This is a genomic window from Aeribacillus sp. FSL M8-0235 (genome assembly GCF_038000355.1).
Classification (GTDB): domain Bacteria; phylum Bacillota; class Bacilli; order Bacillales; family Aeribacillaceae; genus Aeribacillus; species Aeribacillus composti.
The window spans coordinates 941804-966785 of record NZ_JBBOBW010000001.1 but is presented as its reverse complement, the minus strand read 5'-3'; the positions used below and the strand labels follow the sequence as shown (position 1 = coordinate 966785).

General features: G+C 42.1%; 19 protein-coding genes, 20 tRNA genes and 2 rRNA genes. 11 read left to right on the top strand and 30 right to left on the bottom strand.

Features of this window, described 5'->3' with window-relative positions:
* Positions 1-34: 34 nt before the first annotated feature.
* The 3 genes from NSQ71_RS04845 (at position 35) to NSQ71_RS04835 (ending at position 3589) form a co-directional block, all read left to right on the top strand.
* On the top strand, positions 35-976 hold the full coding sequence (locus NSQ71_RS04845) for a 1,4-dihydroxy-2-naphthoate polyprenyltransferase (RefSeq protein ID WP_063386558.1): 942 nt from the start codon (positions 35-37) through the stop codon (positions 974-976).
* A gap of 374 nt (positions 977-1350) precedes the next feature.
* Positions 1351-2103 (top strand): TraR/DksA C4-type zinc finger protein, encoded by a 753-nt coding sequence (locus tag NSQ71_RS04840; protein WP_340733137.1) that lies wholly within the window; start codon positions 1351-1353, stop codon positions 2101-2103.
* 265 nt (positions 2104-2368) lie between these two features.
* Complete coding sequence (locus NSQ71_RS04835; protein WP_063388609.1) at positions 2369-3589, top strand: IS110 family transposase; 1221 nt, start codon at positions 2369-2371, stop codon at positions 3587-3589.
* A 309-nt stretch (positions 3590-3898) separates the two neighbouring features.
* Here the strand turns inward: NSQ71_RS04835 and NSQ71_RS04830 are convergent.
* The 21 genes from NSQ71_RS04830 to NSQ71_RS04730 all read right to left on the bottom strand — a co-directional run bounded on the left by NSQ71_RS04830 (position 3899) and on the right by NSQ71_RS04730 (position 11249).
* A tRNA-Asn gene (locus tag NSQ71_RS04830) sits at positions 3899-3970 on the bottom strand.
* 99 nt (positions 3971-4069) lie between these two features.
* Positions 4070-4143, bottom strand: a tRNA-Ile gene (locus tag NSQ71_RS04825).
* A gap of 6 nt (positions 4144-4149) precedes the next feature.
* Positions 4150-4220: transfer RNA gene (locus tag NSQ71_RS04820), tRNA-Gly, on the bottom strand.
* 387 nt (positions 4221-4607) lie between these two features.
* A tRNA-His gene (locus tag NSQ71_RS04815) sits at positions 4608-4683 on the bottom strand.
* Positions 4684-4700: 17 nt separating this feature from the next.
* Positions 4701-4773: transfer RNA gene (locus NSQ71_RS04810), tRNA-Phe, on the bottom strand.
* 110 nt (positions 4774-4883) lie between these two features.
* Positions 4884-4959: transfer RNA gene (locus NSQ71_RS04805), tRNA-Asp, on the bottom strand.
* Between the two features lie 2 nt (positions 4960-4961).
* Positions 4962-5038: transfer RNA gene (locus NSQ71_RS04800), tRNA-Met, on the bottom strand.
* Positions 5039-5048: 10 nt separating this feature from the next.
* A tRNA-Ser gene (locus NSQ71_RS04795) sits at positions 5049-5138 on the bottom strand.
* A 12-nt stretch (positions 5139-5150) separates the two neighbouring features.
* Positions 5151-5227: transfer RNA gene (locus NSQ71_RS04790), tRNA-Ile, on the bottom strand.
* Positions 5228-5233: 6 nt separating this feature from the next.
* Positions 5234-5307 (bottom strand) — tRNA-Met (locus tag NSQ71_RS04785).
* Positions 5308-5317: 10 nt separating this feature from the next.
* A tRNA-Ala gene (locus tag NSQ71_RS04780) sits at positions 5318-5390 on the bottom strand.
* Positions 5391-5403: 13 nt separating this feature from the next.
* Positions 5404-5480: transfer RNA gene (locus NSQ71_RS04775), tRNA-Pro, on the bottom strand.
* A 3-nt stretch (positions 5481-5483) separates the two neighbouring features.
* A tRNA-Arg gene (locus tag NSQ71_RS04770) sits at positions 5484-5560 on the bottom strand.
* A 5-nt stretch (positions 5561-5565) separates the two neighbouring features.
* Positions 5566-5654: transfer RNA gene (locus NSQ71_RS04765), tRNA-Leu, on the bottom strand.
* 7 nt (positions 5655-5661) lie between these two features.
* Positions 5662-5733 (bottom strand) — tRNA-Gly (locus tag NSQ71_RS04760).
* Between the two features lie 6 nt (positions 5734-5739).
* Positions 5740-5821, bottom strand: a tRNA-Leu gene (locus tag NSQ71_RS04755).
* A gap of 7 nt (positions 5822-5828) precedes the next feature.
* Positions 5829-5904: transfer RNA gene (locus NSQ71_RS04750), tRNA-Lys, on the bottom strand.
* Between the two features lie 317 nt (positions 5905-6221).
* Positions 6222-6294 (bottom strand) — tRNA-Thr (locus NSQ71_RS04745).
* 159 nt (positions 6295-6453) lie between these two features.
* Positions 6454-6529, bottom strand: a tRNA-Val gene (locus NSQ71_RS04740).
* 96 nt (positions 6530-6625) lie between these two features.
* Positions 6626-9557, bottom strand: a 23S ribosomal RNA gene (locus tag NSQ71_RS04735).
* Positions 9558-9695: 138 nt separating this feature from the next.
* A 16S ribosomal RNA gene (locus NSQ71_RS04730) occupies positions 9696-11249 on the bottom strand.
* The 16S and 23S rRNA genes sit together here with 19 tRNA genes alongside, the layout of an rRNA operon.
* 656 nt (positions 11250-11905) lie before the next feature.
* On the opposite strand from NSQ71_RS04730, the gene NSQ71_RS04725 reads away from it, so the two are divergent.
* Positions 11906-12094: a hypothetical protein gene (locus NSQ71_RS04725; protein WP_063387041.1), complete on the top strand. Its 189-nt coding sequence runs from the start codon at positions 11906-11908 to the stop codon at positions 12092-12094.
* Between the two features lie 136 nt (positions 12095-12230).
* Here the strand turns inward: NSQ71_RS04725 and NSQ71_RS04720 are convergent.
* Positions 12231-12303, bottom strand: a tRNA-Ala gene (locus tag NSQ71_RS04720).
* Positions 12304-12507: 204 nt separating this feature from the next.
* On the opposite strand from NSQ71_RS04720, the gene NSQ71_RS04715 reads away from it, so the two are divergent.
* On the top strand, positions 12508-13311 hold the full coding sequence (locus NSQ71_RS04715) for a protein-glutamine gamma-glutamyltransferase (RefSeq protein WP_063387042.1): 804 nt from the start codon (positions 12508-12510) through the stop codon (positions 13309-13311).
* A 7-nt stretch (positions 13312-13318) separates the two neighbouring features.
* Here NSQ71_RS04715 and NSQ71_RS04710 read toward each other — a convergent pair whose 3' ends face one another.
* Complete coding sequence (locus NSQ71_RS04710; protein WP_063387043.1) at positions 13319-13720, bottom strand: secondary thiamine-phosphate synthase enzyme YjbQ; 402 nt, start codon at positions 13718-13720, stop codon at positions 13319-13321.
* 80 nt (positions 13721-13800) lie between these two features.
* Positions 13801-14484: a zinc metallopeptidase gene (locus NSQ71_RS04705; protein WP_063387044.1), complete on the bottom strand. Its 684-nt coding sequence runs from the start codon at positions 14482-14484 to the stop codon at positions 13801-13803.
* A gap of 263 nt (positions 14485-14747) precedes the next feature.
* Here NSQ71_RS04705 and NSQ71_RS04700 point away from each other — a divergent pair, with 263 nt between their 5' ends.
* Both NSQ71_RS04700 and NSQ71_RS04695 read left to right on the top strand, forming a co-directional pair.
* A complete protein-coding gene (locus NSQ71_RS04700; protein ID WP_327863954.1) occupies positions 14748-15002 on the top strand; it encodes a hypothetical protein in 255 nt (84 codons plus the stop codon).
* The gene (locus NSQ71_RS04695) at positions 14999-15994 is read left to right on the top strand and encodes a potassium channel family protein (RefSeq protein ID WP_066249275.1); all 996 of its coding nucleotides are present in this window, start codon (positions 14999-15001) and stop codon (positions 15992-15994) included. The genes NSQ71_RS04700 and NSQ71_RS04695 overlap by 4 nt, the downstream gene beginning before the upstream one ends.
* On the opposite strand, the gene NSQ71_RS04690 is transcribed toward NSQ71_RS04695, so the two are convergent.
* Positions 15991-16392, bottom strand: coding sequence for a YugN-like family protein (locus tag NSQ71_RS04690; protein ID WP_063387047.1), 402 nt, complete (start codon positions 16390-16392; stop codon positions 15991-15993). The genes NSQ71_RS04695 and NSQ71_RS04690 overlap by 4 nt on opposite strands.
* A gap of 482 nt (positions 16393-16874) precedes the next feature.
* On the opposite strand from NSQ71_RS04690, the gene NSQ71_RS04685 reads away from it, so the two are divergent.
* A complete protein-coding gene (locus tag NSQ71_RS04685) occupies positions 16875-18044 on the top strand; it encodes an ISL3 family transposase (protein ID WP_340733127.1) in 1170 nt (389 codons plus the stop codon).
* Between the two features lie 192 nt (positions 18045-18236).
* On the opposite strand, the gene NSQ71_RS04680 is transcribed toward NSQ71_RS04685, so the two are convergent.
* Entirely contained in the window at positions 18237-19586 is a 1350-nt protein-coding gene (locus NSQ71_RS04680; protein ID WP_063387048.1) for a glucose-6-phosphate isomerase, read from the bottom strand.
* A 179-nt stretch (positions 19587-19765) separates the two neighbouring features.
* On the opposite strand from NSQ71_RS04680, the gene NSQ71_RS04675 reads away from it, so the two are divergent.
* On the top strand, positions 19766-19999 hold the full coding sequence (locus tag NSQ71_RS04675; RefSeq protein WP_063387049.1) for a DUF378 domain-containing protein: 234 nt from the start codon (positions 19766-19768) through the stop codon (positions 19997-19999).
* A 338-nt stretch (positions 20000-20337) separates the two neighbouring features.
* Here NSQ71_RS04675 and yugI read toward each other — a convergent pair whose 3' ends face one another.
* The 3 genes from yugI to NSQ71_RS04660 form a co-directional block, all read right to left on the bottom strand.
* Positions 20338-20703, bottom strand: coding sequence for a S1 domain-containing post-transcriptional regulator GSP13 (gene yugI / locus NSQ71_RS04670; RefSeq protein WP_066249272.1), 366 nt, complete (start codon positions 20701-20703; stop codon positions 20338-20340).
* Positions 20704-20831: 128 nt separating this feature from the next.
* Positions 20832-22001, bottom strand: coding sequence for an aminotransferase (locus tag NSQ71_RS04665; protein ID WP_186439307.1), 1170 nt, complete (start codon positions 21999-22001; stop codon positions 20832-20834).
* A complete protein-coding gene (locus NSQ71_RS04660; protein ID WP_063387051.1) occupies positions 21998-22498 on the bottom strand; it encodes an Lrp/AsnC family transcriptional regulator in 501 nt (166 codons plus the stop codon). Before NSQ71_RS04660 ends, NSQ71_RS04665 begins: the two co-directional genes overlap by 4 nt.
* Positions 22499-22657: 159 nt before the next feature.
* Between NSQ71_RS04660 and NSQ71_RS04655 the strand changes: the two genes are divergently transcribed.
* Positions 22658-23458 (top strand): alpha/beta fold hydrolase, encoded by an 801-nt coding sequence (locus NSQ71_RS04655; protein ID WP_063387100.1) that lies wholly within the window; start codon positions 22658-22660, stop codon positions 23456-23458.
* Between the two features lie 14 nt (positions 23459-23472).
* Here the strand turns inward: NSQ71_RS04655 and NSQ71_RS04650 are convergent, their stop codons facing one another.
* Positions 23473-23736: a DUF1871 family protein gene (locus tag NSQ71_RS04650; protein ID WP_063387052.1), complete on the bottom strand. Its 264-nt coding sequence runs from the start codon at positions 23734-23736 to the stop codon at positions 23473-23475.
* Between the two features lie 75 nt (positions 23737-23811).
* On the opposite strand from NSQ71_RS04650, the gene NSQ71_RS04645 reads away from it, so the two are divergent.
* Positions 23812-24978, top strand: coding sequence for a MalY/PatB family protein (locus NSQ71_RS04645; RefSeq protein WP_340733121.1), 1167 nt, complete (start codon positions 23812-23814; stop codon positions 24976-24978).
* Positions 24979-24982: the final 4 nt, after the last annotated feature.

Genomic DNA, 24982 nt, shown 5'->3' with positions numbered 1-24982 from the left:
CGTTTTCAGAATGAAATAAAGGAGAGAACATATTATGCATCCTAAAACGGAGTCACATAATGTACCCATTATAAAAGCTGAACGAGGGTTTCGGGCTTGGTGGATGCTTTTAAGACCCCATACATTAACTGCAGCATTTGTCCCCGTGATTGTCGGAACTCTTTTGGCACTGCAAGTAGGACCCATTCATATTGGACTTTTTCTTACAATGCTTACTGCCTCGTTGTTAATTCAAACAGCCACAAACTTATTTAATGAATATTTCGATTATAAACGAGGTCTTGATACAGAAGAATCTGTCGGAATTGGAGGAGCAATTGTCCGAAATGGCTTCAAGCCCCAAACCGTTTTAAATTTAGCAATCACATGTATTGTTGTCTCTATCCTATTGGGAATTTACATTTGTCTCCAGTCAAGCTGGTGGTTGGCATTAGTCGGTTCAATTTGTATGGCAGTAGGATACTTATATACTGGAGGTCCATATCCAATCGCTTACACGCCGTTTGGCGAGCTAGCTTCAGGTTTATTTATGGGAGTCGTTATTATCCTTATTTCCTTTTTTATTCAGACAGGTTATCTAACTTCAACAGCTTTCATTCATTCGATCCCGATTGCGATCACGATCGGCGCCATCATGCTTGCGAATAACATAAGAGACTTAGACGGCGATAAGGAAAACGGAAGAAAAACATTAGCAATTTTGCTTGGCCGCCAGAATGCAATTCGATTTTTAGCAATTATGTTTATTGTTTCTTACTGTCTCATTTTTATTATGATCATTTTTGATTATTCCACATGGTGGTCTATTCTAGCTTTTCTTAGCATTCCAAAAGCTATTCAGGCGGTGAAGCGATTTGTCGGCAAAACAAAGCCTATTGAAATGATGCCGGCCATGAAAGCAACATCGCAAACAAACACTTTATTAGGCTTTTTGCTTGCTGCAGGTTTGCTCATAAGCACCATCATATCTCAGTAACACGATAGTATGTTTACTATCGTGTTTTTTTATTAAGCTTTACTGTGAAATTTGTTCTGTATCATCCACTCGCAATTTCAATATGCTGAGCAAATATTTTGTCCTGAAAAAACATCTCGATAGGTCACAGCCTCTTTATCGGATAGCCAGCCTGTTTCTCAGCCGAATGATGTTGTGGTAGCCTTTCAAGTGCCATCAGCTTCAAAGCATAGCGTTAAAAAAGGCGTGGAAGCAGCAATCCTTTCCTGACATGTTTTAAAATGATGATGAAATTTATGGCTGCAAAGGTGAATTTTTTTCATGATTTTAAAGTTATAATTTATTCCTTTTCGTCCAAAATAGCTTTAGATTCTAAAAAAGAAGGTGTCTTTCATATGGACATGGACGAAAAAAAATTAAAGGAATTTCAAAAGCAATTAATATTCATGAAAAATGAGATTGAAAAACGTTGGGATAATAACGATCATTTTCAATTGGAAAAAGGGCTGGACCATGAATCAACTGGAGAGCTTTCCAGCTACGACAATCACCCCGGAGACGATGCGACCGAACTGTATGAAAGAGAAAAAGATTTAGCTTTAAATAAACATTTAGAAAAAGAATATGAAGAGATCGTTGAAGCATTAGAAAGAATTCATGAGGGCACATACGGTACTTGTTCTGTCTGCGGAAAAAAAATTGATGAAGACCGTCTTAAAGCCATACCGACAGCCAAAACATGCAAAGAACATACTCTAGTTCAAACGATTTCTCATGAAAGACCTGTAGAGGAAGAAATACTTGATGCGACTTTTCACGGATCCTCTCAAATCGACCATGAAAATACCGCTGTTACTGAGCCGTATGATTATTTTCAAGATGTTATCGAATACGGAACGTCAGAAACACCGCAAGATGTAAGAACTCCACCGTTATCGTACGGAGATATGTATAATTCCGATGATGAAATTGGATATATTGAAGATATTGAAAACTTCATTTATACAGATATTGAGGGAAAAAACGTAAACGTCTATCCGTCACATGAACATAAACGATATGAAAAAATGCTTGATGAAGAGGATTTAACAGTTTTATGGGGAGATCTTCCATTAAAAGAAAAAGAACCATATACGAAAAATGATTAAAATTACAAGAAGACAAAAAACATACTAACATTAGTAGTACAGACCTAGGCCAAGGTTTGTGCTACTATTTTTTTATAGTAGAAGTGAAGGAAGGTCGAACATCCCCTGGGACCAAATAGAGTCCGTATTAAAAACAGACCAACTTCACATCCTTATTTGAATCAGTTTAGTATGTTGGGTCCGAAGAGACCGTGTATAAGAAAATGGAATCAATAAGGCAATGTGAAGAACTTCTATGTTTGGCTAAAAAGGAGAGGCAGAAAATATGAAACACGTAGTGGCATTTGATGTCAGTATGGGGAAAAGTACAATGGTCATTTATGACCGTTATCGTCAATGCGAATATGAGGGTGAAATAACCCATAACCGCTACTCTTTCGAGAAATTAAACGAAACCCTTATATCTTTAACACAAAAAGATGCACAGGCACCTGATATTGTCTTTGAAGCAACAGGCGTATATTCAAAACCACTAGAACGATTCTTAGGTGATCAAGGTTATATGTATTATCGAGTTAACCCACTCGAAGCGAATATTCAAATGGCTTCAATGAGGAGACAAAAAACAGATAAAAGCGACGCTCATGAACTTGCGAAAACTCACTTTAGAGTTGAACGTGAACAAACTTATCAAGAAGGGGAATATTATAAACAAATGCGTGCAATGACGAGATATTATGATGAATTAAGTAGTGAAATGACGCATTTATATAGTCGTTTACATGCGATTCTACAATTGAGTTTTCCCGAGTTAGAAAAGCTATTCAGTAAACGTTCTGCTTTATTTTTGAATGTCGTTCAATTATACCCTCATCCGGATCATGTGTTAGTTTGTTCAAAAACAGTGATTCGTAATCGTTTAAAAGCCAACACAAGAAAAAACTTATCATTGGCACGTGCTGAAGAAAAAGGGATCGCTTTAATCGAAGCAGCAAAAGAAGCGTATCCAGCAATTTCAAAAGATGATATTCGCTGTGAACAAGTGCGGGATTATGCCAAACGGATTGCAGACTTGAAGGAGAAAAGAGATCAACTTGTCCAAAAGATGGTTAAATTATCGAAAGATAAACAAGAGTATCAGATTTTAATTTCATTTCCAGGAATCGGAGAAACGACTGCAGTTCGTTTAATTGGAGAATTAGGAGATATTCGACGATTCAAAAACCATAAACAACTGAATGCTTACGTCGGTATTGATATTATGAGATATCAATCTGGGAATACCTTTTATAAAGACAAGATTAATAAAAGAGGAAATAACAAACTTAGAAAGATTCTATTTTACATGATCCAGACCATGATCCAACTACGGAAAAACACACAAAATCATATTGTAGATTATTATGATAAATTAAAAACGCAACCCCAGAGGAAACCTCATAAAGTTGCGTCCATAGCATGCGTGAATAAGTTCTTGAAATCGGCTTATCACCTTATCACACATAATCTGAAATACGATTACGAAAAGGCAACAATGCATCAGTAATCGTAAGTAAGATTATATCACAAAGACCTGACGAAAAAAATGGAAATCGTGAGGTCTATTTGTCATGCGAAAATTTATTTTGGAAGGAAGGGGTCCCCCTTCCTTCCAAAATAAAATCTATATTAACCAAATTATTTAATAAAAAATACTTGACTAGAGGTAAGAAAAGGGGGTGTCTAATAAGTCATTTTTACGGCTTATTGATGCCCCCTTTAATGTATTAGAAACGTTGATATATCGGTGTTATGATTTTTTGTTTTCAATGGGGATTTGACTTTCTGGACAGCCCCTTTTTTGATTTCGAAATGACTCCGCAGGCAGGATTCGAACCTGCGACCGTTCGGTTAACAGCCGAATGCTCTACCACTGAGCTACTGCGGAATACAAAAAAAATTTAAGGCATTTTGCCAAATAGAGCAGCTTTTGACTGACAATTGCAACAATGTCAATTGCTCAACTAAGCTGCTTAAAAAATAACAATGGGCCTGAGTGGACTTGAACCACCGACCTCACGCTTATCAGGCGTGCGCTCTAACCAGCTGAGCTACAAGCCCATATTAAGCGGGTGATGGGAATCGAACCCACGACATCAGCTTGGAAGGCTGAGGTTTTACCACTAAACTACACCCGCGCGAAAATATTTATTTTTCTATTTAAATGATAAACACGCATTTTCCATGCCTCTTCCTCTTCCAGCACTGTTCGAGGATGTAAATGCGTCGAGGCAACTCGCAGATTATTCATTGAAGTGTCGCTCGTGGCTGAGGTTTTACCACTAAACTACACCCGCACGAAAATATTTATTTTTCTATTTAAATGATAAACACGCATTTTCCATGCCTCTTCCTCTTCCAGCATTGTTCGAGGATGTAAATGCGTCGAGGCAACTCGCAGATTATTCATTGAAGTGTTGCTCGTGGCTGAGGTTTTACCACTAAACTACACCCGCATAATAAGCTGATAATAGAAATAAATACTTATTTTCAATGCCATATTATCTATCTCTACTATAGGCAAATGGGGCGACTGATGGGAATCGAACCCACGAATGCCAGAGCCACAATCTGGTGCGTTAACCACTTCGCCACAGTCGCCGCAATTAATAAAACAATGGCTCGGGACGGAATCGAACCGCCGACACAAGGATTTTCAGTCCTTTGCTCTACCGACTGAGCTACCGAGCCGTAAAACTCCGATAAAAAATTATGTACAATCCATCATTAAAGAAAGAATTCATTGACACAACCTGCTGTACTTGAAAAATTCCTCCTACAGCTGTTGAATCAATAATTAATGGCGGTCCCGACGGGAATCGAACCCGCGATCTCCTGCGTGACAGGCAGGCATGTTAACCGCTACACTACGGGACCATTGGTTGCGGGGGCAGGATTTGAACCTGCGACCTTCGGGTTATGAGCCCGACGAGCTACCGGACTGCTCCACCCCGCGATAATAATGACGGAGGAGGAGGGATTCGAACCCCCGCGCGGTTTGACCCGCCTCTCGGTTTTCAAGACCGACCCCTTCAGCCAGACTTGGGTACTCCTCCATATAATAAAGATGGTGGACCTTGCAGGATTCGAACCTGCGACCGGACGGTTATGAGCCGTCTGCTCTGACCAGCTGAGCTAAAGGTCCGAAAAATGGCGGTGGAGGGGATCGAACCCCCGACCTCACGGGTATGAACCGTACGCTCTAGCCAGCTGAGCTACACCGCCAAATTAAATATGGAGCCTAGCGGGATCGAACCGCTGACCTCCTGCGTGCAAAGCAGGCGCTCTCCCAGCTGAGCTAAGGCCCCCCTTTAAATTCCCTGGTCGGGAAGACAGGATTCGAACCTGCGACCCCATGGTCCCAAACCATGTGCTCTACCAAGCTGAGCTACTTCCCGATATGGCGCGCCCGAGAGGAGTCGAACCCCTAACCTTTTGATCCGTAGTCAAACGCTCTATCCAATTGAGCTACGGGCGCAAATATGGTGCCGAGGACCGGACTTGAACCGGTACGGTAGTCACCTACCGCAGGATTTTAAGTCCTGTGCGTCTGCCAATTCCGCCACCCCGGCAGAGAAAAGCGGAAGACGGGATTCGAACCCGCGACCCCCACCTTGGCAAGGTGGTGTTCTACCACTGAACTACTTCCGCGTATTATGCGGGTGGAGGGACTTGAACCCCCACGCCGTAAGGCGCTAGATCCTAAGTCTAGTGCGTCTGCCAATTCCGCCACACCCGCGTCAAAATGGTGAGCCATGGAGGATTCGAACCTCCGACCCTCTGATTAAAAGTCAGATGCTCTACCGACTGAGCTAATGGCTCATAAAAAAATTTTTTCTCCTAATCCATTTTTCATTTGTCAGATGTCCCTTCCTCTGCCAGTCTTTTCGAGGATGTTGGATGCGTCGGGACAACTCGTCGCTTATTCGATGAAGCCTTGCTCGTTGCTCTACCGACTGAGCTAATGGCTCATATAAAGTAATTTTTTCTTAAAAATCGGTCATATGCCCCTTCCTCTGCCAGTTTTCTCGAAAACGCTGGATGCGTCGGGACAACTCTCTGATTGTTCGTCGAAGCATTGCTCGTTACTCTGACGACTAATCTAAAAGCTCCTGCTCAATATGCAACACCTTTAATGATGCCGGCGAGAGGAATCGAACCCCCAACCTACTGATTACGATTCAGTTGCTCTGCCAATTGAGCTACACCGGCATGATGAATACAACAATCAATAATCAGTCTTGCTTCATTTGATCGTCGTTCCAATCTTAGAAATCTTGTCCAAGGAAAAGTTCAATTGGTACGATGAAGCAGCATGAAAGACGATATCTCGACCGTGCTTTGCCAATTGAGCTGAATCGATATACTGTATGGTGGAGGATGACGGGATCGAACCGCCGACCCCTTGCTTGTAAGGCAAGTGCTCTCCCAGCTGAGCTAATCCTCCAATTCAAAAATCACCAGAGGACATATGCAAAGTAAATAAAAGTCCATAATTCTTTCAAAACTAGATAACGGTTCCTTCACGAATAGATGCTCTTTCTTGGTTAAGTCCTCGATCGATTAGTATCCGTCAGCTCCACGTGTCACCACGCTTCCACCTCGGACCTATCTACCTCGTCATCTTCAAGGGATCTTACTCGCGTTTAGCGATGGGAAATCTCATCTTGAGGGGGGCTTCACGCTTAGATGCTTTCAGCGCTTATCCCTTCCGCACATAGCTACCCAGCGATGCCCCTGGCGGGACAACTGGTACACCAGCGGTGCGTCCATCCCGGTCCTCTCGTACTAAGGACAGCTCCTCTCAAATTTCCTGCGCCCGCGACGGATAGGGACCGAACTGTCTCACGACGTTCTGAACCCAGCTCGCGTACCGCTTTAATGGGCGAACAGCCCAACCCTTGGGACCGACTACAGCCCCAGGATGCGATGAGCCGACATCGAGGTGCCAAACCTCCCCGTCGATGTGGACTCTTGGGGGAGATCAGCCTGTTATCCCCGGGGTAGCTTTTATCCGTTGAGCGATGGCCCTTCCATGCGGAACCACCGGATCACTAAGCCCGACTTTCGTCCCTGCTCGACTTGTAGGTCTCGCAGTCAAGCTCCCTTCTGCCTTTGCACTCTCCGAATGATTTCCAACCATTCTGAGGGAACCTTTGGGCGCCTCCGTTACCTTTTAGGAGGCGACCGCCCCAGTCAAACTGCCCACCTGACACTGTCTCCCGCCCCGATCAGGGGCGCGGGTTAGAATGTCAGTACAGCCAGGGTAGTATCCCACCGTCGCCTCAGCGCAAGCTGGCGCTCACGCGTCTCTGGCTCCTACCTATCCTGTACAAGCTGTACCCACATTCAATATCAGGCTGCAGTAAAGCTCCACGGGGTCTTTCCGTCCTGTCGCGGGTAACCTGCATCTTCACAGGTACTATAATTTCACCGAGTCTCTCGTTGAGACAGTGCCCAGATCGTTACGCCTTTCGTGCGGGTCGGAACTTACCCGACAAGGAATTTCGCTACCTTAGGACCGTTATAGTTACGGCCGCCGTTTACTGGGGCTTCGGTTCGCACCTTCGCTTTTCGCTAAGCGCTCCCCTTAACCTTCCAGCACCGGGCAGGCGTCAGCCCCTATACTTCACCTTACGGTTTCGCAGAGACCTGTGTTTTTGCTAAACAGTCGCCTGGGCCTTTTCACTGCGGCTCATCATGGCTTATCACCTTGATGAGCACCCCTTCTCCCGAAGTTACGGGGTCATTTTGCCGAGTTCCTTAACGAGAGTTCTCTCGCTCACCTTAGGATTCTCTCCTCGCCTACCTGTGTCGGTTTGCGGTACGGGCACCTCTCACCTCGCTAGAGGCTTTTCTTGGCAGTGTGGAATCGGGAACTTCGGTACTTCCTTTCCCTCGCCATCACAGCTCAGCCTTCCGGCAAGCGGATTTGCCTGCTTGCCAGCCTAACTGCTTGGACGCGCACATCCAGCCGCGCGCTTGCCCTATCCTCCTGCGTCCCCCCATTGCTCAAACGGTGAGGAGGTGGTACAGGAATATCAACCTGTTGTCCATCACCTACGCCTTTCGGCCTCGGCTTAGGTCCCGACTAACCCTGAGCGGACGAGCCTTCCTCAGGAAACCTTAGGCTTTCGGCGGAGGGGATTCTCACCCCTCTTTCGCTACTCATACCGGCATTCTCACTTCTAAGCGCTCCACCGGTCCTTCCGGTCCGGCTTCGATGCCCTTAGAACGCTCTCCTACCGCTGACACCAACGGTGTCAACCCGCAGCTTCGGTGATACGTTTAGCCCCGGTACATTTTCGGCGCAGAGCCACTCGACCAGTGAGCTATTACGCACTCTTTAAATGGTGGCTGCTTCTAAGCCAACATCCTGGTTGTCTAAGCAGCTCCACATCCTTTTCCACTTAACGTATACTTTGGGACCTTAGCTGGCGGTCTGGGCTGTTTCCCTTTTGACCACGGATCTTATCACTCGCAGTCTGACTCCCAAGGATAAGTCATTGGCATTCGGAGTTTGACTGAATTCGGTAACCCGATGGGGGCCCCTCGTCCAATCAGTGCTCTACCTCCAAGACTCTTCCCTTGAGGCTAGCCCTAAAGCTATTTCGGAGAGAACCAGCTATCTCCAAGTTCGATTGGCATTTCACCCCTACCCACACCTCATCCCCGCACTTTTCAACGTGCGTGGGTTCGGGCCTCCAGCAAGTGTTACCTTGCCTTCACCCTGGACATGGGTAGATCACCTGGTTTCGGGTCTGCGACCTCGTACTATTTCGCCCTCTTCAGACTCGCTTTCGCTGCGGCTCCGCCTTTCGGCTTAACCTTGCACGAAATCGCAACTCGCCGGTTCATTCTACAAAAGGCACGCCATCACCCGTTAACGGGCTCTGACTACTTGTAGGCACACGGTTTCAGGTTCTCTTTCACTCCCCTCCCGGGGTGCTTTTCACCTTTCCCTCACGGTACTGGTTCACTATCGGTCACTAGGGAGTATTTAGCCTTGGGAGATGGTCCTCCCTGCTTCCGACGGGATTTCACGTGTCCCGCCGTACTCAGGATCCACTCGGGAGGGAACGGAGTTTCGACTACAGGGTTGTTACCTTCTCTGACGGGCCTTTCCAGACCTCTTCGTCTACCCCGTTCCTTTGTCACTCCTTAATCGAGTGTCCTACAACCCCAAGAGGCACGCCTCTTGGTTTGGGCTGTTCCCGTTTCGCTCGCCGCTACTCAGGGAATCGCTGTTGCTTTCTCTTCCTCCGGGTACTTAGATGTTTCAGTTCCCCGGGTTGCCCTCCATACCCTATGGATTCAGGTATGGATACTGCCCCATTACGGGCAGTGGGTTCCCCCATTCGGACATCTCCGGATCGACGCTTACTTACAGCTCCCCGAAGCATTTCGGTGTTTGTCCCGTCCTTCATCGGCTCCTAGTGCCAAGGCATCCACCGTGCGCCCTTTCTAACTTAACCGTTTCTTCCTAACATGAGCGATCTATTCGTGAATGTCTTTCCGTTATCCAGTTTTCAAAGAACAATCAAGAAGGATATGATCCTTCAAAACTAAACAAAACGGAAAAGCGTACCCTATTTCAATGTATATATCCTTAGAAAGGAGGTGATCCAGCCGCACCTTCCGATACGGCTACCTTGTTACGACTTCACCCCAATCATTTGTCCCACCTTCGGCGGCTGGCTCCCGTAAGGGTTACCCCACCGACTTCGGGTGTTACAAACTCTCGTGGTGTGACGGGCGGTGTGTACAAGACCCGGGAACGTATTCACCGCGGCATGCTGATCCGCGATTACTAGCGATTCCGGCTTCATGCAGGCGAGTTGCAGCCTGCAATCCGAACTGAGAGTGGTTTTTTGGGATTCGCTCCACCTCGCGGTTTCGCTGCCCTTTGTACCACCCATTGTAGCACGTGTGTAGCCCAGGTCATAAGGGGCATGATGATTTGACGTCATCCCCACCTTCCTCCGACTTTTAGCCGGCAGTCACCTTAGAGTGCCCAACTGAATGCTGGCAACTAAGGTCAAGGGTTGCGCTCGTTGCGGGACTTAACCCAACATCTCACGACACGAGCTGACGACAACCATGCACCACCTGTCACCCTGTCCCCGAAAGGGGAACGCCCTATCTCTAGGGTTGTCAGGGGATGTCAAGACCTGGTAAGGTTCTTCGCGTTGCTTCGAATTAAACCACATGCTCCACCGCTTGTGCGGGTCCCCGTCAATTCCTTTGAGTTTCAGCCTTGCGGCCGTACTCCCCAGGCGGAGTGCTTAATGCGTTTGCTGCAGCACTAAAGGGTGGATACCCTCTAACACTTAGCACTCATCGTTTACGGCGTGGACTACCAGGGTATCTAATCCTGTTCGCTCCCCACGCTTTCGCGCCTCAGCGTCAGTTACAGGCCAGAGAGCCGCCTTCGCCACTGGTGTTCCTCCACATCTCTACGCATTTCACCGCTACACGTGGAATTCCGCTCCCCTCTCCTGCACTCAAGTTCCCCAGTTTCCAATGGCCGCTCGCGGTTGAGCCGCGAGATTTCACATCAGACTTAAGGAACCGCCTGCGCGCGCTTTACGCCCAATAATTCCGGACAACGCTTGCCACCTACGTATTACCGCGGCTGCTGGCACGTAGTTAGCCGTGGCTTCCTCGTCAGGTACCGTCAAGGTACCGCCCTGTTCGAACGGCACTTGTTCTTCCCTGACAACAGAGCTTTACGATCCGAAGACCTTCTTCGCTCACGCGGCGTTGCTCCGTCAGACTTTCGTCCATTGCGGAAGATTCCCTACTGCTGCCTCCCGTAGGAGTCTGGGCCGTGTCTCAGTCCCAGTGTGGCCGGTCACCCTCTCAGGTCGGCTACGCATCGTCGCCTTGGTGAGCCGTTACCTCACCAACTAGCTAATGCGCCGCGGGCCCATCCTGCAGTGACAGCTAAAAGCCGCCTTTCAACCGAAAACCATGCGGTTTTCGGTGTTATCCGGTATTAGCTCCGGTTTCCCGAAGTTATCCCAGTCTGCAGGGCAGGTTGCCCACGTGTTACTCACCCGTCCGCCGCTAACCTAAAGGAGCAAGCTCCCTTCGGTCCGCTCGACTTGCATGTATTAGGCACGCCGCCAGCGTTCGTCCTGAGCCAGGATCAAACTCTCCAAAAAAAGTTTGTCACCAAATGCTCTTGTCAGAATCAACAGGCACGCTTTTCGTTTTGTTCAGTTTTCAAGGATCATTTTCCGCTGTATTTTTACAGCGACTTTTTCAATATACAACTATTCAGAGCAAAATGTCAAGAGTTTTTTTAAAAAGTAATTTTTTATTCATGACTAATGTCTCATTGATCTTAACGACATTTGATATTCTATCACCATTAACCACTAATTGCAATATAAATTTTTATAAAAAAAGATTTATTTTTGATAGTCGTTAGACAAAAATTGATTTAGTAGACGAAAGCATACTCATTCAAATAATTATCTGTTAGAACATATTTTACCACAAACAAACGCATTGTTAAGCACCTCTTACTGTTTGTGATCCGCTAAAATTTCTATCTAACGAGCCAAAGGAAAATCGATGTCAAGCATTTGTCAGCATCACCGTTTTCATAAACACGATTTCACCGGATTGAAACCTGACACTGTGAAGCAATTTATCGATCGAGACAATAGTTTCCTCAACTTAAAAAAAGACGCGATGCAGCCAAGTACAAATAAAAGCAGAATGCTGATGCAGCCATAGCATTTATTTTTTTGTATTAAAAATGGACAAGCATGAATATATAAAATTTAGAGAGACAAAAGCGGGAGGGATAAAAATGGATCTGGCTTTCTTAATTATTGCTTATTTTTTATCCATTTTCCATTTTGCATATGGATATAAAGAAGCTATAAGAATAAGCGAAGAAAACGGAAAAGTGAACGGTTGGTCCGTCATTTTTTCGTTTCCACTCGGATTTATATTTGCATTTTTTACAAACTTTTTTTATCACAAAATATATTTATAAATTCAATCAGTAGATTTATACAATCTTTACGGAAAAGCTTTTTCCTTCATCTTTTCATTGAAGACGAATATTATCACAAAAAACTCATTTTTTATGAAGAAATAATAAAACCCTTGGTAAACAAGGGTTTTTTAAATGGAGCATAGGGGGCTCGAACCCCTGACCTTCGCGCTGCCAGCACGACGCTCTCCCAACTGAGCTAATGCCCCGTTTTTCATTTGTCACAGACAATATTATAGCGTGATGATTTTTTCAATACAAGTATAAATTTATACAAATGACGAAATTTCATAAGAGGTTTTTCTCCTGTAAAAAAGTTGATGCGGTAACGCTCTTTTCAACGATATATCAGAATTTACATGGACCAATTACTTATCAAAATCATACGATGGCTACAGAGGGGGGAACGATAAATGATTGCAATTCAAAATAGGCCTATTACAGCTAATGAATTAAAAGAATTTTTTTCAGATGCAAAAGATCGGGAAATTATTGATTGGATGGCAAACAGCCACAAAGTTTATCGCTATGAATCCTTAAATGAATTAAAGTTTGAAATTTTATTCAGGAGAAAAACGATCGAAGCTTCGCTCGACCTTTTAAAAAGCAAAGCGCAATTTGCGACATTTGAAAATTCATACTGTCATGATCGCTTCTGGCAGCTGAGCAGTAAAGGGGCGTTTTTGTTAAAAAAAGATGTGACTCCGGCAAAAGGAATAGAGGACATTTTTATAAATGGAAATAAATATGCATTTGAATGTGCAACAGCTATAGTCATTGTGTTCTATAAAGCTGCTCTTGATTCAATAGGAGAAAAAGCTTTTAATTATTTATTTGCAGATCTTGTTTTATATGACTGGCATTACGACAAAGACCTCGGAGTCCGAACGACCGTTACGACCGATTTTGTCCCAGGAGACTGCGTTTATTTCAACAACCCGGATTTTAACCCGGAAACACCACAGTGGCGGGGGGTAAATGCGATTCATCTCGGCAATAATCTGTATTACGGTCACGGAATCGGAATTCGTGATGCAAAAGGCGTTATCGAAACGTTAAATCGATATCGAAAAAGACAAGCGGTTGAATCGGCTTATTTAAAAGATCAAGTTACAAGACCGAATTACAAGTACCTATCAACTTATCAAAACTATATTCGTGAAAATAAAAATAAACGAATTTCGGCTAGAATCGGGCAAACTTTTTATACATTTTAACTAAAACCTATCCTTTTAAAATTTTTGCATAATATGTCCGTTTTCTAGGTCCGTCAAACTCGCAAAAATAAATGCCTTGCCAGGTCCCAAGCAGCAAATTTCCTTCCAAGATGATAACGTGCTGGGATGCTCCGACAGTACTTGCTTTCATATGAGCAGCAGTATTCCCTTCAAAATGCCGGTCAAGCGGATTCTCCCATGGGTACAGCTCATCGAAACGGCGAATCATATCCCGCTTTACGTCAGGATCAGCATTTTCATTGATCGTAATGCCTGCTGTCGTGTGCGGACAGTATACCACAACTATCCCTTCTGAAACGGCTGATTCATGTACAAACTGTTGAATTGACATTGTAATGTCAATCATTTCATCACGCCGGCTCGTCTGTAATATAAATTTTTTTAACATGATAAACACCGCCTCTTAGCCTTGCGCTTTTTCTAAAATGACAAGGGGCCTATTATACGAATAAGCCCCTTTTCCAATTTTTATTCTTCTTGAGATTGGAAGAAAATCATCACGAATTTCAGAAGTTCAAATAGAGATATTAAAGCTGCCGCAACATACGTTAAAGCCGCTGCATTTAATACTTTATTGACTCCGTGCTCTTCTTCGTTTCGGATAAAGCCATCGCTTACTAAAATAGCTTTTGCTCTAGAGCTCGCATTAAACTCAACAGGCAATGTGATCAACTGAAATGCAACTGCAGCGGAGAAAAAGATAATCCCAAGCCCTAACAAGTTTAAGCTTTGTAATAAAAACCCGGCAATAAGCAAAATCGGAGCAATTCCCGATGTAAGATTGACAACTGGAAACATTTTATGTCTTAACACAAGAGCACCATACCGTTCTTTATGTTGAATTGCGTGTCCGCACTCATGCGCCGCGACGGAGACGGCCGCAATCGAATTTCCGTAATAAACCGGCTCTGATAACCGCACAACCCGATGAATTGGATCGTAGTGGTCTGTCAGCTGCCCGTGAACAGGCTCGACTGGAACGTCATAAAGTCCGTTTTGATCCAAAATTCTCCGCGCAACTTCTGCCCCTGTTAAATGACTCGAAGCGATCACATCGGAATACTTAGCAAAATTCCCTTTCACACGGAATTGCGCCCAAATAGATATTCCGAAGGCAATGAACACCAGAATGTCCATCGGATGAAAAAGCATTTTGAAAAACCTCCCGTTCTATTTTTTATAGTTAACAATAATATAACAATTTTTGAAGGAATTTGTACAGAATTTTGTATCAATGTAAAAGAACTGACACATGTCTTTACTATTCTACGATGACATGAACCATTTCATTCAGCTTTACTGTAAAATCACCCCATAATTATGAATTCAGCTGTCCAACATATTCATACGCATTTGTATACGAAAAGTTTCATTTTCAAAAAAGAATTTGCACATACTAATACAGGGGTGTTGAGATGAAACTTAATGATGAAGAGAAAAAACAACTGAGTACCGCAATTGATAACATGAACGATGCGTTAGATGTATTTATCGAGCTGTACAATGAATCAGAAGAAGATGTAAGCATTATAGAATTTGAAGATCAAACCATCAAGGCGATTAAACGCGCGGTCGATGCATACGGAAAAGAGGCCGTTGCCAAAAAAATCAATACAATTATTACAGAAATTTTCTCTTTTCTTGCCGAAACGAAAGGAAGTAAATCATGAAATCGACAAAGCTTTGGATTCAATATTTAAGGTGGCCGGTTTTTATCCGAATGTCTGTTATTGTGTTAATGATTTTAATTTTGTTTGGCACGATGATTTCTTACATAGAACCGAAGGAGTTTCCTACACCTTTTGAAGGCATATGGTGGGCTCTTGTAACAATGTCTACAACCGGTTATGGCGATTTTGTTCCAAAAACTTTTTTGGGACGTACATTCGGAATGATACTAATTTTAACCGGAGTAGCATTTTTAACATCCTATTTTACAAATTTATCAGCTGCTGCTGTAAAAAGGCAAAACGCCTATATTGACGGGGAAATTCCTTTCAAAGGGAAAAACCATTTTTTATTAATTGGCTGGAATGAAAAAACAAAGGAGATTATTGAAACACTGCGTATTATAAAATTTTACTGCCCTATTGTTCTTATCGACCAAACATTATCCGAGGCACCTTATATTGATGAAAACATACACTTTATTAAAGGAAATCCTGCCGATGATCAAATTTTAAATAAAGCAAACATTAAAGAGGCAAAAGCTGTCTTCATCACAGCTGATCAACATAGAAACGAATTGGAAGCAGACATGCTCACGATTTTAGTATTAATTACGGTAAAAGCGTCAAATCCGTCCGTGTACACCATTTGCGAAATGATGACAAAAACACAAACATTGAATGCCAAACGGGCGGGAGCTGATGAGATTATTCAATCTTTCCAGGTGGTTGGTCAAGTCTTTTTAAACAGCTTCTTATTTCAGAATGGATTTTCGAATGTTATATTAGAGCTCGGGAAAGCATACGGCGCCCGCTTAACAATTGAATCTCCAACAGACCAGGACATCGGGAAAAATTTTCAGCAATTACATAATGACCTGTTTTCCAATGGCATCATTCTTTTTGGCATCAAAAGAGGGGAAGAGATTTTTCTAAACCCTCCCCACAATTTTACAGTCGTTCAACACGATTGTTTAATAGCTTTAAAAAACTAATTTAATCTTCTTTCAAGCTCTTGAATTAGTGTCTCTCCTAATTGAACATAAGGCTCTAAAACATCGGCATCTTTTTCCGCCGGTTCGGAAAACTGATTAAAGGAGGCTTGGAAGTTTCCAATTGCCGCATGATCGTCAAGTCCCTCTTTATATTTGTGGGTTAAAATAAAAGGCCGGCCGAGTCTTACCGTTGCATTATGTGCATCCAATTGCCCGTCGACAGCACGAAACGGTATTCTTAAAAAGTGGTATCCGTCGTCATCATCCATCAGATAATCAAAATAACCGTGATCATAATCCCAATTCCCTCCAATTGTGTATCCTAACTGTTTTAATTCCAGTTCTAAATCGTATAAAGGATATTGTTTTCCTTCCAAAGATGAAGAAATTTCAATCATAACTTAAACACCTTCCTGCTCATTTTTTATTATGTTTACCCAATGGTGAAAAAGTAGTCATGAAAGATGCTCTTCAAGCTTTATGGAAAATGGCGATTTTTGCATTCGGCAAATATTCGAGCGAATTTTTCGTTTGATGGAAAGTCATTATTTTAAGTTAAAAAATTGGTTTTTTATTTCGAATTTTGCTCTAACTATGCGGATCCCTCTTTCCAATAATATTCTCCACGCTCTTACAGCGGACAGATAAAAGTTAAAGGGCTTCTGTTAATGGAAGGGATATAACGTGACAGTCAAAAATATTGCGATGAAGAGCAAATTGTGTATTTATTTTTCTAAATAAAGGAATAAAAGAGCAACATTGGCTCTTCACCACAAAATGTACTTGACAATCAGGTTGTTTTCTGATCAAGGGTACAAAAAATGCGAAATTTCCTGTATGGTAAAGGTGACCAAACCATCAACCATGGAGGAAATTTCGCATGCAATCTCAGTTTATCAAAGATTTGATCACTTTACCAGGCTTTCTTATTCATGGAGAACGAAAAGAGGGAGAACGATGGATTTTTGAACTTTCCCTCCCTCCTCATTGTCCGATCTGCCCGACTTGCTTCGGACGGACAACCAAAATATCATCGAAACGAAAACAATGGATTCATGGCTATACCAATACGGTCGGTTTATTTTGGATTGAACTTCCCATAGAAAGACGGCGTTGCCAAGCCTGTTTTCTGACGTTCACCGTTTCTTATCCGGGACTTCCGTCTCACAGTATCGCGACGGAATCGTTTCAACATTGGGTCGCCCAGTTATGCATCGGAAAAACGATTCAAGAAGTCGCTCGCTTGTTACAACTCGCCTATACGACAGTAGAACGCTGGTTTTATCAATATGCCCCGGCTCTTTTACCAACATCGAATCCTACAGTAGTATGTGTGGATGAATTCGCTTTCCGAAAGGGACATGATTACGGAGTAGCGGTGATGGACACACAGACTCGGAATGTCCTTTCCATTGCTTCTGGAAAAAATGAAGAAGCCATTGTGGAGGCGCTTCAACCCGTCGCCTCCAAAGTGAAGTATGTTGTCAGCGACTTGGCTCCTGCCATGAGAAAAGCCATTGAAAAGGTATGTCCAAAAGCCATCCATGTTCTTGACCACTTCCATGTGATTCAGTTATTCACCGATGCACTGGAACGTTGTCGCAAATACCTTGCCAAAGGCGGAACCAAACATGGAAGCGTTCGCCGCGTGTGCCGATTGTTAAGCCAACGTCCAGAAAAATTAACAGAAGAAGAGAGACAGGAAGTTCGACAATGGTGCCAAGAAAGTGCTTATTTACGTGATGTCTATCAAGCACTTCAACATTTCCGTTACGTATCCAAAAGCCAAACAAGAAAGCAAGCCGAAACTCGTTTGACCCAATGGTTTGACCGGTACCTTTTTAGCGACTGTGCCGCCGTACGCAGTATTGCCAAGGCACTCATCACCCGAAGAGACGCAGTGCTTTCTTGCATCGTTTTTTCTTACTCAAATGGTCCAATGGAAGGAATTAACAACAAAATAAAATTGATCAAAAGGCGAGGATATGGGTATCGAAATATCCAGCGTTTTACTTTGCGTGTCCGTCTAGAGACCCCTATCACATTTTAACGTAAAAATCAAGTACATCTTTTGGTGATGAACCGCAACATTGCATTCCAATTGTCGGAAGCGGGCAGCAGATAGACAAAAATAAAACAGCTGTAGCTAGAAATAGCTACAGCTGCTGTTTAATCAAATTCTGTCTGCTTGGCAAAGGAAAATTCAGCAACAAATTGCCGTTCTTTTTTACATGATTCCCTTTTATTTCAAGCGTTTTTCAAGCTCAGCTTTTTTCTCTTCAAAGCCCGGTTTGCCTAAAAGAGCGAACATATTGATTTTGTATGCTTCTACGCCTGGCTGGTCAAACGGGTTAACGCCAAGTAAATAACCGCTCATTGCACAAGCTTTTTCAAAGAAATAAACGAGATATCCGAATGTATAAGCGTTTAATTCAGGAATGGAAACAATGAGGTTCGGTACGCCCCCGTCAGTATGAGCTAAGAGAGTCCCTTCAAATGCTTTTTTATTGACAAAATCAACAGATTTTCCGGCTAAATAATTTAATCCGTCCAGGTTGCTTTCATCTTCTTCAATCGTTATGTCATGCCGTACCTTCTCTACATGTAAGATCGTTTCAAATATGTCCCGGCGCCCTTCTTGCACATATTGTCCTAACGAATGCAGATCTGTCGAAAAGTTGGCTGAAGCAGGGAAAATACCTTTCAAATCTTTTCCTTCACTTTCCCCGAAAAGCTGCTTCCACCATTCCGCAAAATATTGAAGAGCCGGCTCATAATTGATGAGCATTTCAATTGTTTTCCCTTTATTATAAAGAATATTGCGCGCAACGGCATACTGGTAAGCTGGATTCTCCATTAGCTCGGAAGAAGAAAAATCTCTTCTTGCATCTTGAGCGCCCTTCATAATCTCTTCAATATCCACTCCGCTTACCGCAATTGGAAGAAGCCCGACAGCAGTTAGAACAGAATATCGTCCGCCGACATCATCCGGGATAATAAATGATTCATATCCTTCTTCATTTGCGAGTGTTTTGAGGGCTCCGCGCGCTTTATCTGTCGTAGCATAAATACGTTTTTTCGCTTCTTCTCTTCCATATTTATCCTCTAATAATTTACGGAAAATTCGGAACGCTATCGCTGGTTCTGTCGTTGTTCCAGATTTAGAAATGACATTAATGGAAAAATCTTTTTCTTTTATAAAATCAATAACATCTTGGATATATGTAGAACTTATATTGTTTCCGACAAAAATAATTTGCGGCGCTTTTCTTTGGCTTTTTGAAAGAGCATTAAAAAATGAATGGTTCAACATTTCAATTGCAGCTCGAGCACCTAAATAAGAACCTCCGATTCCGATGACAAGCAATACATCAGAATCCGAACGGATTTTTTCGGCACATTGTTGAATCCGTGCAAATTCCTCCTTGTCATAATCTTGCGGCAAATCGATCCAGCCTAAAAAATCACTTCCTTGACCTGATTTTTCATGCAAGGAATGATGGGCAACCTTTACAAAATCTTGATAATATGTAAATTCTTGCTCACTAAAAAAAGATAAAGCTTTAGAGTAATCAAAACGTACATGTGCCATAAGCCAATTCCTCCATCTCTAAAAATTTATCTGCCATGTCTTCCACTTTATCGAAAATATTTGTCGAAATCAAGAAAACAATAAACAGAACAGGCTCATTATTCCTGCAATTAGATGTATAAATTTTTCATTTTGATACAAGTTAATAAGGAAAAATTCAACTTAAAGGAGGTAGCAACATGAGCACTTTACAGCGGATTGCACTGCTTTTTACAATAATCGGAGCCCTGAACTGGGGTCTTATCGGATTTTTTCAATTTGATCTTGTGGCAGCTATTTTTGGCGGCCAAAATGCTGCTTTATCTAGAATCATTTATGGTATAGTCGGTATTGCCGGTCTCATTAATCTTGCTCTCTTATTTAAACCTGATGCAGAATTTGCCCGTAATGAGCCTAAGACGGAAACAAGATAAAGACAACAAGCATTTCAATGAGATCAAAATTCGGAGCTTAAAAAATCGACATAATTTTCTGTAAAAAAACCTTCTATAATTTTTTTCTAAAATCGACAGAACCGAAAAGTAGGGTTCAAAAAAACCGGCATAATTGCCGGTTTTTTTCATTAGCGCAGCTTGAAGGATTGCCGCTTTTCGAACTTCTATAACCGAAATGACATTCGATAAATCTTTAAAAGAATGTCCGGGCAAAGTTCGATAGCAGTCTTTGTAACACGAATAAGTATTAAAAAGCAAATTCGTGTTCTACAATAACGTTTCCGTAAAATTCCGCCATGACCATGATGCGTATGTCTTTATTTTTTTATAATATTTTCGTGTTTTGATTGTTCAATCCATTCCTGCAGCTTTTCACGCAATGTATTAAAGCCTCTTGACGCTTCGCTTTCTGTTTTTTGTTTAGCAATTGGTTTTGATTTTTCTTCCACTGCCTTAATGGATAAGCTGATCTTTCCCGATTCATGATCAACCGAAAGAATTTTTACATTTACTTCATCGCCGATCTTTAAGTAATCCCGGACATCTTTTACATATCCGTGGGCAATTTCCGAAATATGCACTAGACCTTGCGTTTCTTCATCCAATGCTACAAATGCACCGTACGGCTGGATTCCTGTCACTTTACCAACTAAAACAGCCCCGATAGGATATTGATTAGCCATTTAAACACTCCTAATTCATAATTTCTGCTTAAAACGAATATGCGGTGATCAATTATAACACAATGTACTCATTTGAGCAAAAATAAATAAAAAAACCTGGCCTCATATTAGGCCAGGCAATAAAAGCATTATAAAGATTGTACAAATCGTTTGATCCTTTTCATCGCTTCTTGAAGCTGCTCCATAGATGATGCGTATGAACAACGAATATATCCTTCTCCGCTTTGGCCAAAAACATTGCCGGGGACTACTGCTACTTTTTCTTCTAAAAGCAATCTCTCCGCAAATTCCTCGGAAGACAATCCGGTGCTTTTAATGCTTGGAAAAGCATAAAAGGCACCGCCCGGCATATGGCAAAATAAACCGGCTTCATTTAACGACTGAACAATGTAGTTTCTTCTTCTTTGATAGCTTTTCCGCATGTATAAAACATCTTCATCATTTTCCAATGCTTCTAATGCAGCGTATTGGGCCATTGTCGGCGCGCACATGATCGAATATTGATGAACCTTCAACATTGCACGCGCAAAAACTCGGTCAGCAGCTATATACCCAAGCCGCCATCCTGTCATGGCAAAGCCTTTAGAAAAGCCGGAAATAAGAATTGTCCGTTCCTTCATACCTTCAATACTCGGCATGCTTACATATTCATCTTCATAACAGAGCTCAGCATAAATCTCATCAGCCACTACCAGCAAGTCATATCGCTTAGCAATTTGTGCAACTGCTTCCAGCTCTTTCTTCGATAAAACCGTTCCTGTCGGGTTGTTTGGCGTACAAATCATAATGGCTTTTGTCTTACTTGTAATATATTTTTCCAAAATTTCCGGATTGACTTTAAATTCTTCTTCTCCAAAGGTAGATACGCTGACAGGCTTCCCTCCCGCGAGAGTGACCAGAGGCGCATATGAAACAAAGCAAGGTTCTATTATTAATACTTCATCCCCGCTATTAATAATAGACCGGAAAGCTATATCGATCGCTTGACTCGCACCAACTGTTACAATAATTTCTTCAGCCGGATCGTACTGTAAATCAAAACGTTTGAACAAATACTCGCTGATTTTTTCGCGAAGCTCATACAATCCAGCGTTTGCTGTATAAGACGTAAATCCTTGTTCCAAGGAAAGAATGCAGGCTTCGCGTACATTCCATGGAGTGACAAAATCAGGCTCTCCTACACCAAGTGAAATAACGCCTTCCATATTGGCAGCTAGGTCAAAAAACTTGCGGATGCCTGATGGCTTCATATTTATGACAGTTTCTGACAAATATGAATTTAACGTCTTCATTTTCATGGTGACACCACGATTCTTTTATCTTTATCTTCGTGATCAAAAATGATTCCGTCATGTTTATATTTTTTCAAAATAAAATGTGTTGTTGTAGATAAAACGGATTCAAGCGTTGACAGCTTCTCCGATACAAAACGGGCTATATCATTCATTGTTTTTCCTTCAATCACGACAGAAAGATCATAAGCGCCTGACATTAAATAAACCGATTTAACCTCGTTAAATCGATAAATGCGTTCGGCAATTTCATCAAACCCTACGCCTCTTTTTGGAGCCACCTTTACATCGATCATGGCTGTTACGCCTTCATGTCCGTCTACCTTTTTCCAATCAATAGTTGTCGCATAATTCACGATGATTTTTTTCTCTTCTAAACCTGAAATCAATTTCTTTGTCTCTTCCTCAGAAAGTCCAATCATTTTCGCAATTGTTTCAGGTGTTAAGCGGCTGTCTTCCTCCAAAATTTCTAAAATTTCTGTTTCCTTTTCAGTCAATTTCATTTTTGTAAATCCCCCTAAAATGGAATCTTCAGATAATTATATCACGTTCCAGAATTTTTACATCACTATGCCAGAAAATTTTTTAAATTGATGGATAAACTAACGGTACAAAATTACTGAAAGGAGAAATAAGCATTGCTAAAGGAAATCCATCACAAGATGAAAATATTAGGAACAAATATATATTACGAATATTATCATCATCCGCAACAAACAGATACGATCGTGCTGATTCATGGATTTTTATCCTCCACCTTCAGCTACAGAAAATTAATCCCTTTATTAAAAAAGCACTTTTCCATTATAGCCATTGATCTTCCCCCATTTGGGAAATCCGAAAAAGCAACGAAGTTTTTCTATTCCTATCACAACATGGCAAAAGCGGTTATAGAGCTTTTAGAACGTTTGCAAATCAAACAGGCTGTAATTGTCGGCCATTCCATGGGCGGACAAATTTCTTTATATGCAGCTAAGCAAAAACCTGATTTGTTTAAAAAAATTGTGCTCATTTGCAGCTCTGGTTATATGCAAAAGATGCCTTCCTCTCTCATATTTTGTTCATATCTCCCGTATTTTTACCTTTACGTTAAAAGACAATTTATCAGGCAAGGCGTATGGAAAAGCTTATGCAGCGTCGTGCACGACCAATCGCTCATTAACGAAGACATGATATACGGATATAGCGAACCGTTTTATGACGATAAAATTTTCAGAGCATTGACCCGAATGATTCGTGAACGTGAAGGAGATCTTTCCTCACAAGACTTAAAAACGATTGAAATTCCATGCTTATTAGTATGGGGGGAAGAAGATAAAATCGTTCCAATCGAAGTCGGATACCAGCTTCAGAAAGATTTGCCCATCTCTCGTTTTGTCTCCTTCAAACAAACAGGCCATTTAGTGCCTGAAGAGCGGCCATATCATGTTAGTAATCACATTTTTGATTTTTGTTTCGGCTAAATAGGCAAGCGTTTTTACAATAATTGGCATGACGCATTTTTTTTAATCGCCAATAGTTTTTTGGCGATTTTTTCACATTCCTTTAAAGGTATAACCTCTTCAAAAGAGAATTCGTAAATTGACTGAATCTTCCTAGCCAACTGTAAAGGGTGATCAATTGTATGAACGGCTTGAATGCAATCAACTATTTCCAGTTCGTAAGCATCATTGCCCAGTTGGAGCGGATCCCATTCACTTAACAGTTCAATCATAAATAAATTTGCCTCTTTTTGTTCCATATCGCTTCCCCCAAATTGGTACAAAATGTTTGCAATTGTATTTTAGCACATATACATTGGTATTGAGGTGAGAAGATGAGTGATTTTGATCAAGTAATAAAAAGAAAAGGAACACAATCTTACAAATGGGATTTCACAAAAGAATTGTTCGGACATGAAGATGTTTTGCCAATGTGGGTAGCTGATATGGATTTCAAATCTCCCGATGCGGTCATAGCGGCTTTGAAAGAACGAGTCGAACACGGTGTGTACGGCTATACTGGCGTCGCCTCCAAAACAAAAAAATCGGTTCAAAATTGGCTAAAAACAAGACATGGATGGGAAATTTCAGCCGATTCGCTTGATTTTTGTTCAGGCGTAGTGGAAGCAATGAGCATAGCCATCCAAGCATTAACGGAAGAGGGGGATCGGATTGTGATTCAGCCCCCGGTATACAAGCCTTTTTTTGACATGGTGAAGTATAATAAACGCATTGTTGTGGAGAATGAATTAGTTTTAAAAGACGGGCGTTATTCTATCGATTTTGAAGATTTGGCGGAAAAGCTGGCAGATCCATCCGTCAAAATGCTGATTCTTTGCAACCCGCAAAACCCGAGCGGAAGAGTATGGACAAAAGAGGAGCTTGCAAAAATCGGCGAATTGTGCTTAGAAAACGGCGTGTTTGTTTTTTCAGATGAAATTCATTCAGATATTTTGCTGTTCGGCAATAAGCACACTCCTTTTGCTTCCATCAGTGAATCATTTGCTCAAAATTCCATTACAGCTATTGCGCCAAGCAAAACATTTAATCTTGCCGGCCTTCAAGCTTCAGCAGTGATCATTCCTGATAAGAAAATATTAGGTAAATTTAAACAAGTGAAAAGAAAGCAGGGGCATTTTTCTTTAAATATTTTTGGCATTACGGCAATGGAAGCAGCCTACAATAACGGACATGAATGGCTGGATTCACTTCTCCTTTACCTTGAAGAAAACGTAAAACTTGTCGAACAATATATTGGGGAGCATTTAAAAAGTATAAACGTAATCCATCCTGATTCTACGTATTTAATTTGGCTTGATTGCCGTTCATTAAATATGACTGAACAACAATTAAAAAAACAGCTGCTTGAAAAAGGAAAATTAGCATTGGAACTGGGCAGTAAATACGGCAAGGCTGGAGAAGGTTTTGTGCGGATGAATATCGGCTGTCCGCGGCAGATGGTCCTAGATGGATTGGAGAGACTAAAAACGGCTCTTTCTTAACATT

Bases quoted from the DNA above. Each gene is read 5' to 3' on its own strand.
- NSQ71_RS04845 (WP_063386558.1), top strand. From the start codon at position 35: ATGCATCCTAAAACGGAGTCACATAATGTACCCATTATAAAAGCTGAA.
- NSQ71_RS04840 (WP_340733137.1), top strand. From the start codon at position 1,351: ATGGACATGGACGAAAAAAAATTAAAGGAATTTCAAAAGCAATTAATA.
- NSQ71_RS04835 (WP_063388609.1), top strand. From the start codon at position 2,369: ATGAAACACGTAGTGGCATTTGATGTCAGTATGGGGAAAAGTACAATG.
- NSQ71_RS04725 (WP_063387041.1), top strand. From the start codon at position 11,906: ATGGATCTGGCTTTCTTAATTATTGCTTATTTTTTATCCATTTTCCAT.
- NSQ71_RS04715 (WP_063387042.1), top strand. From the start codon at position 12,508: ATGATTGCAATTCAAAATAGGCCTATTACAGCTAATGAATTAAAAGAA.
- NSQ71_RS04710 (WP_063387043.1), bottom strand. From the start codon at position 13,720: ATGTTAAAAAAATTTATATTACAGACGAGCCGGCGTGATGAAATGATT.
- NSQ71_RS04705 (WP_063387044.1), bottom strand. From the start codon at position 14,484: ATGCTTTTTCATCCGATGGACATTCTGGTGTTCATTGCCTTCGGAATA.
- NSQ71_RS04700 (WP_327863954.1), top strand. From the start codon at position 14,748: ATGAAACTTAATGATGAAGAGAAAAAACAACTGAGTACCGCAATTGAT.
- NSQ71_RS04695 (WP_066249275.1), top strand. From the start codon at position 14,999: ATGAAATCGACAAAGCTTTGGATTCAATATTTAAGGTGGCCGGTTTTT.
- NSQ71_RS04690 (WP_063387047.1), bottom strand. From the start codon at position 16,392: ATGATTGAAATTTCTTCATCTTTGGAAGGAAAACAATATCCTTTATAC.
- NSQ71_RS04685 (WP_340733127.1), top strand. From the start codon at position 16,875: ATGCAATCTCAGTTTATCAAAGATTTGATCACTTTACCAGGCTTTCTT.
- NSQ71_RS04680 (WP_063387048.1), bottom strand. From the start codon at position 19,586: ATGGCACATGTACGTTTTGATTACTCTAAAGCTTTATCTTTTTTTAGT.
- NSQ71_RS04675 (WP_063387049.1), top strand. From the start codon at position 19,766: ATGAGCACTTTACAGCGGATTGCACTGCTTTTTACAATAATCGGAGCC.
- yugI (WP_066249272.1), bottom strand. From the start codon at position 20,703: ATGGCTAATCAATATCCTATCGGGGCTGTTTTAGTTGGTAAAGTGACA.
- NSQ71_RS04665 (WP_186439307.1), bottom strand. From the start codon at position 22,001: ATGAAAATGAAGACGTTAAATTCATATTTGTCAGAAACTGTCATAAAT.
- NSQ71_RS04660 (WP_063387051.1), bottom strand. From the start codon at position 22,498: ATGAAATTGACTGAAAAGGAAACAGAAATTTTAGAAATTTTGGAGGAA.
- NSQ71_RS04655 (WP_063387100.1), top strand. From the start codon at position 22,658: ATGAAAATATTAGGAACAAATATATATTACGAATATTATCATCATCCG.
- NSQ71_RS04650 (WP_063387052.1), bottom strand. From the start codon at position 23,736: ATGGAACAAAAAGAGGCAAATTTATTTATGATTGAACTGTTAAGTGAA.
- NSQ71_RS04645 (WP_340733121.1), top strand. From the start codon at position 23,812: ATGAGTGATTTTGATCAAGTAATAAAAAGAAAAGGAACACAATCTTAC.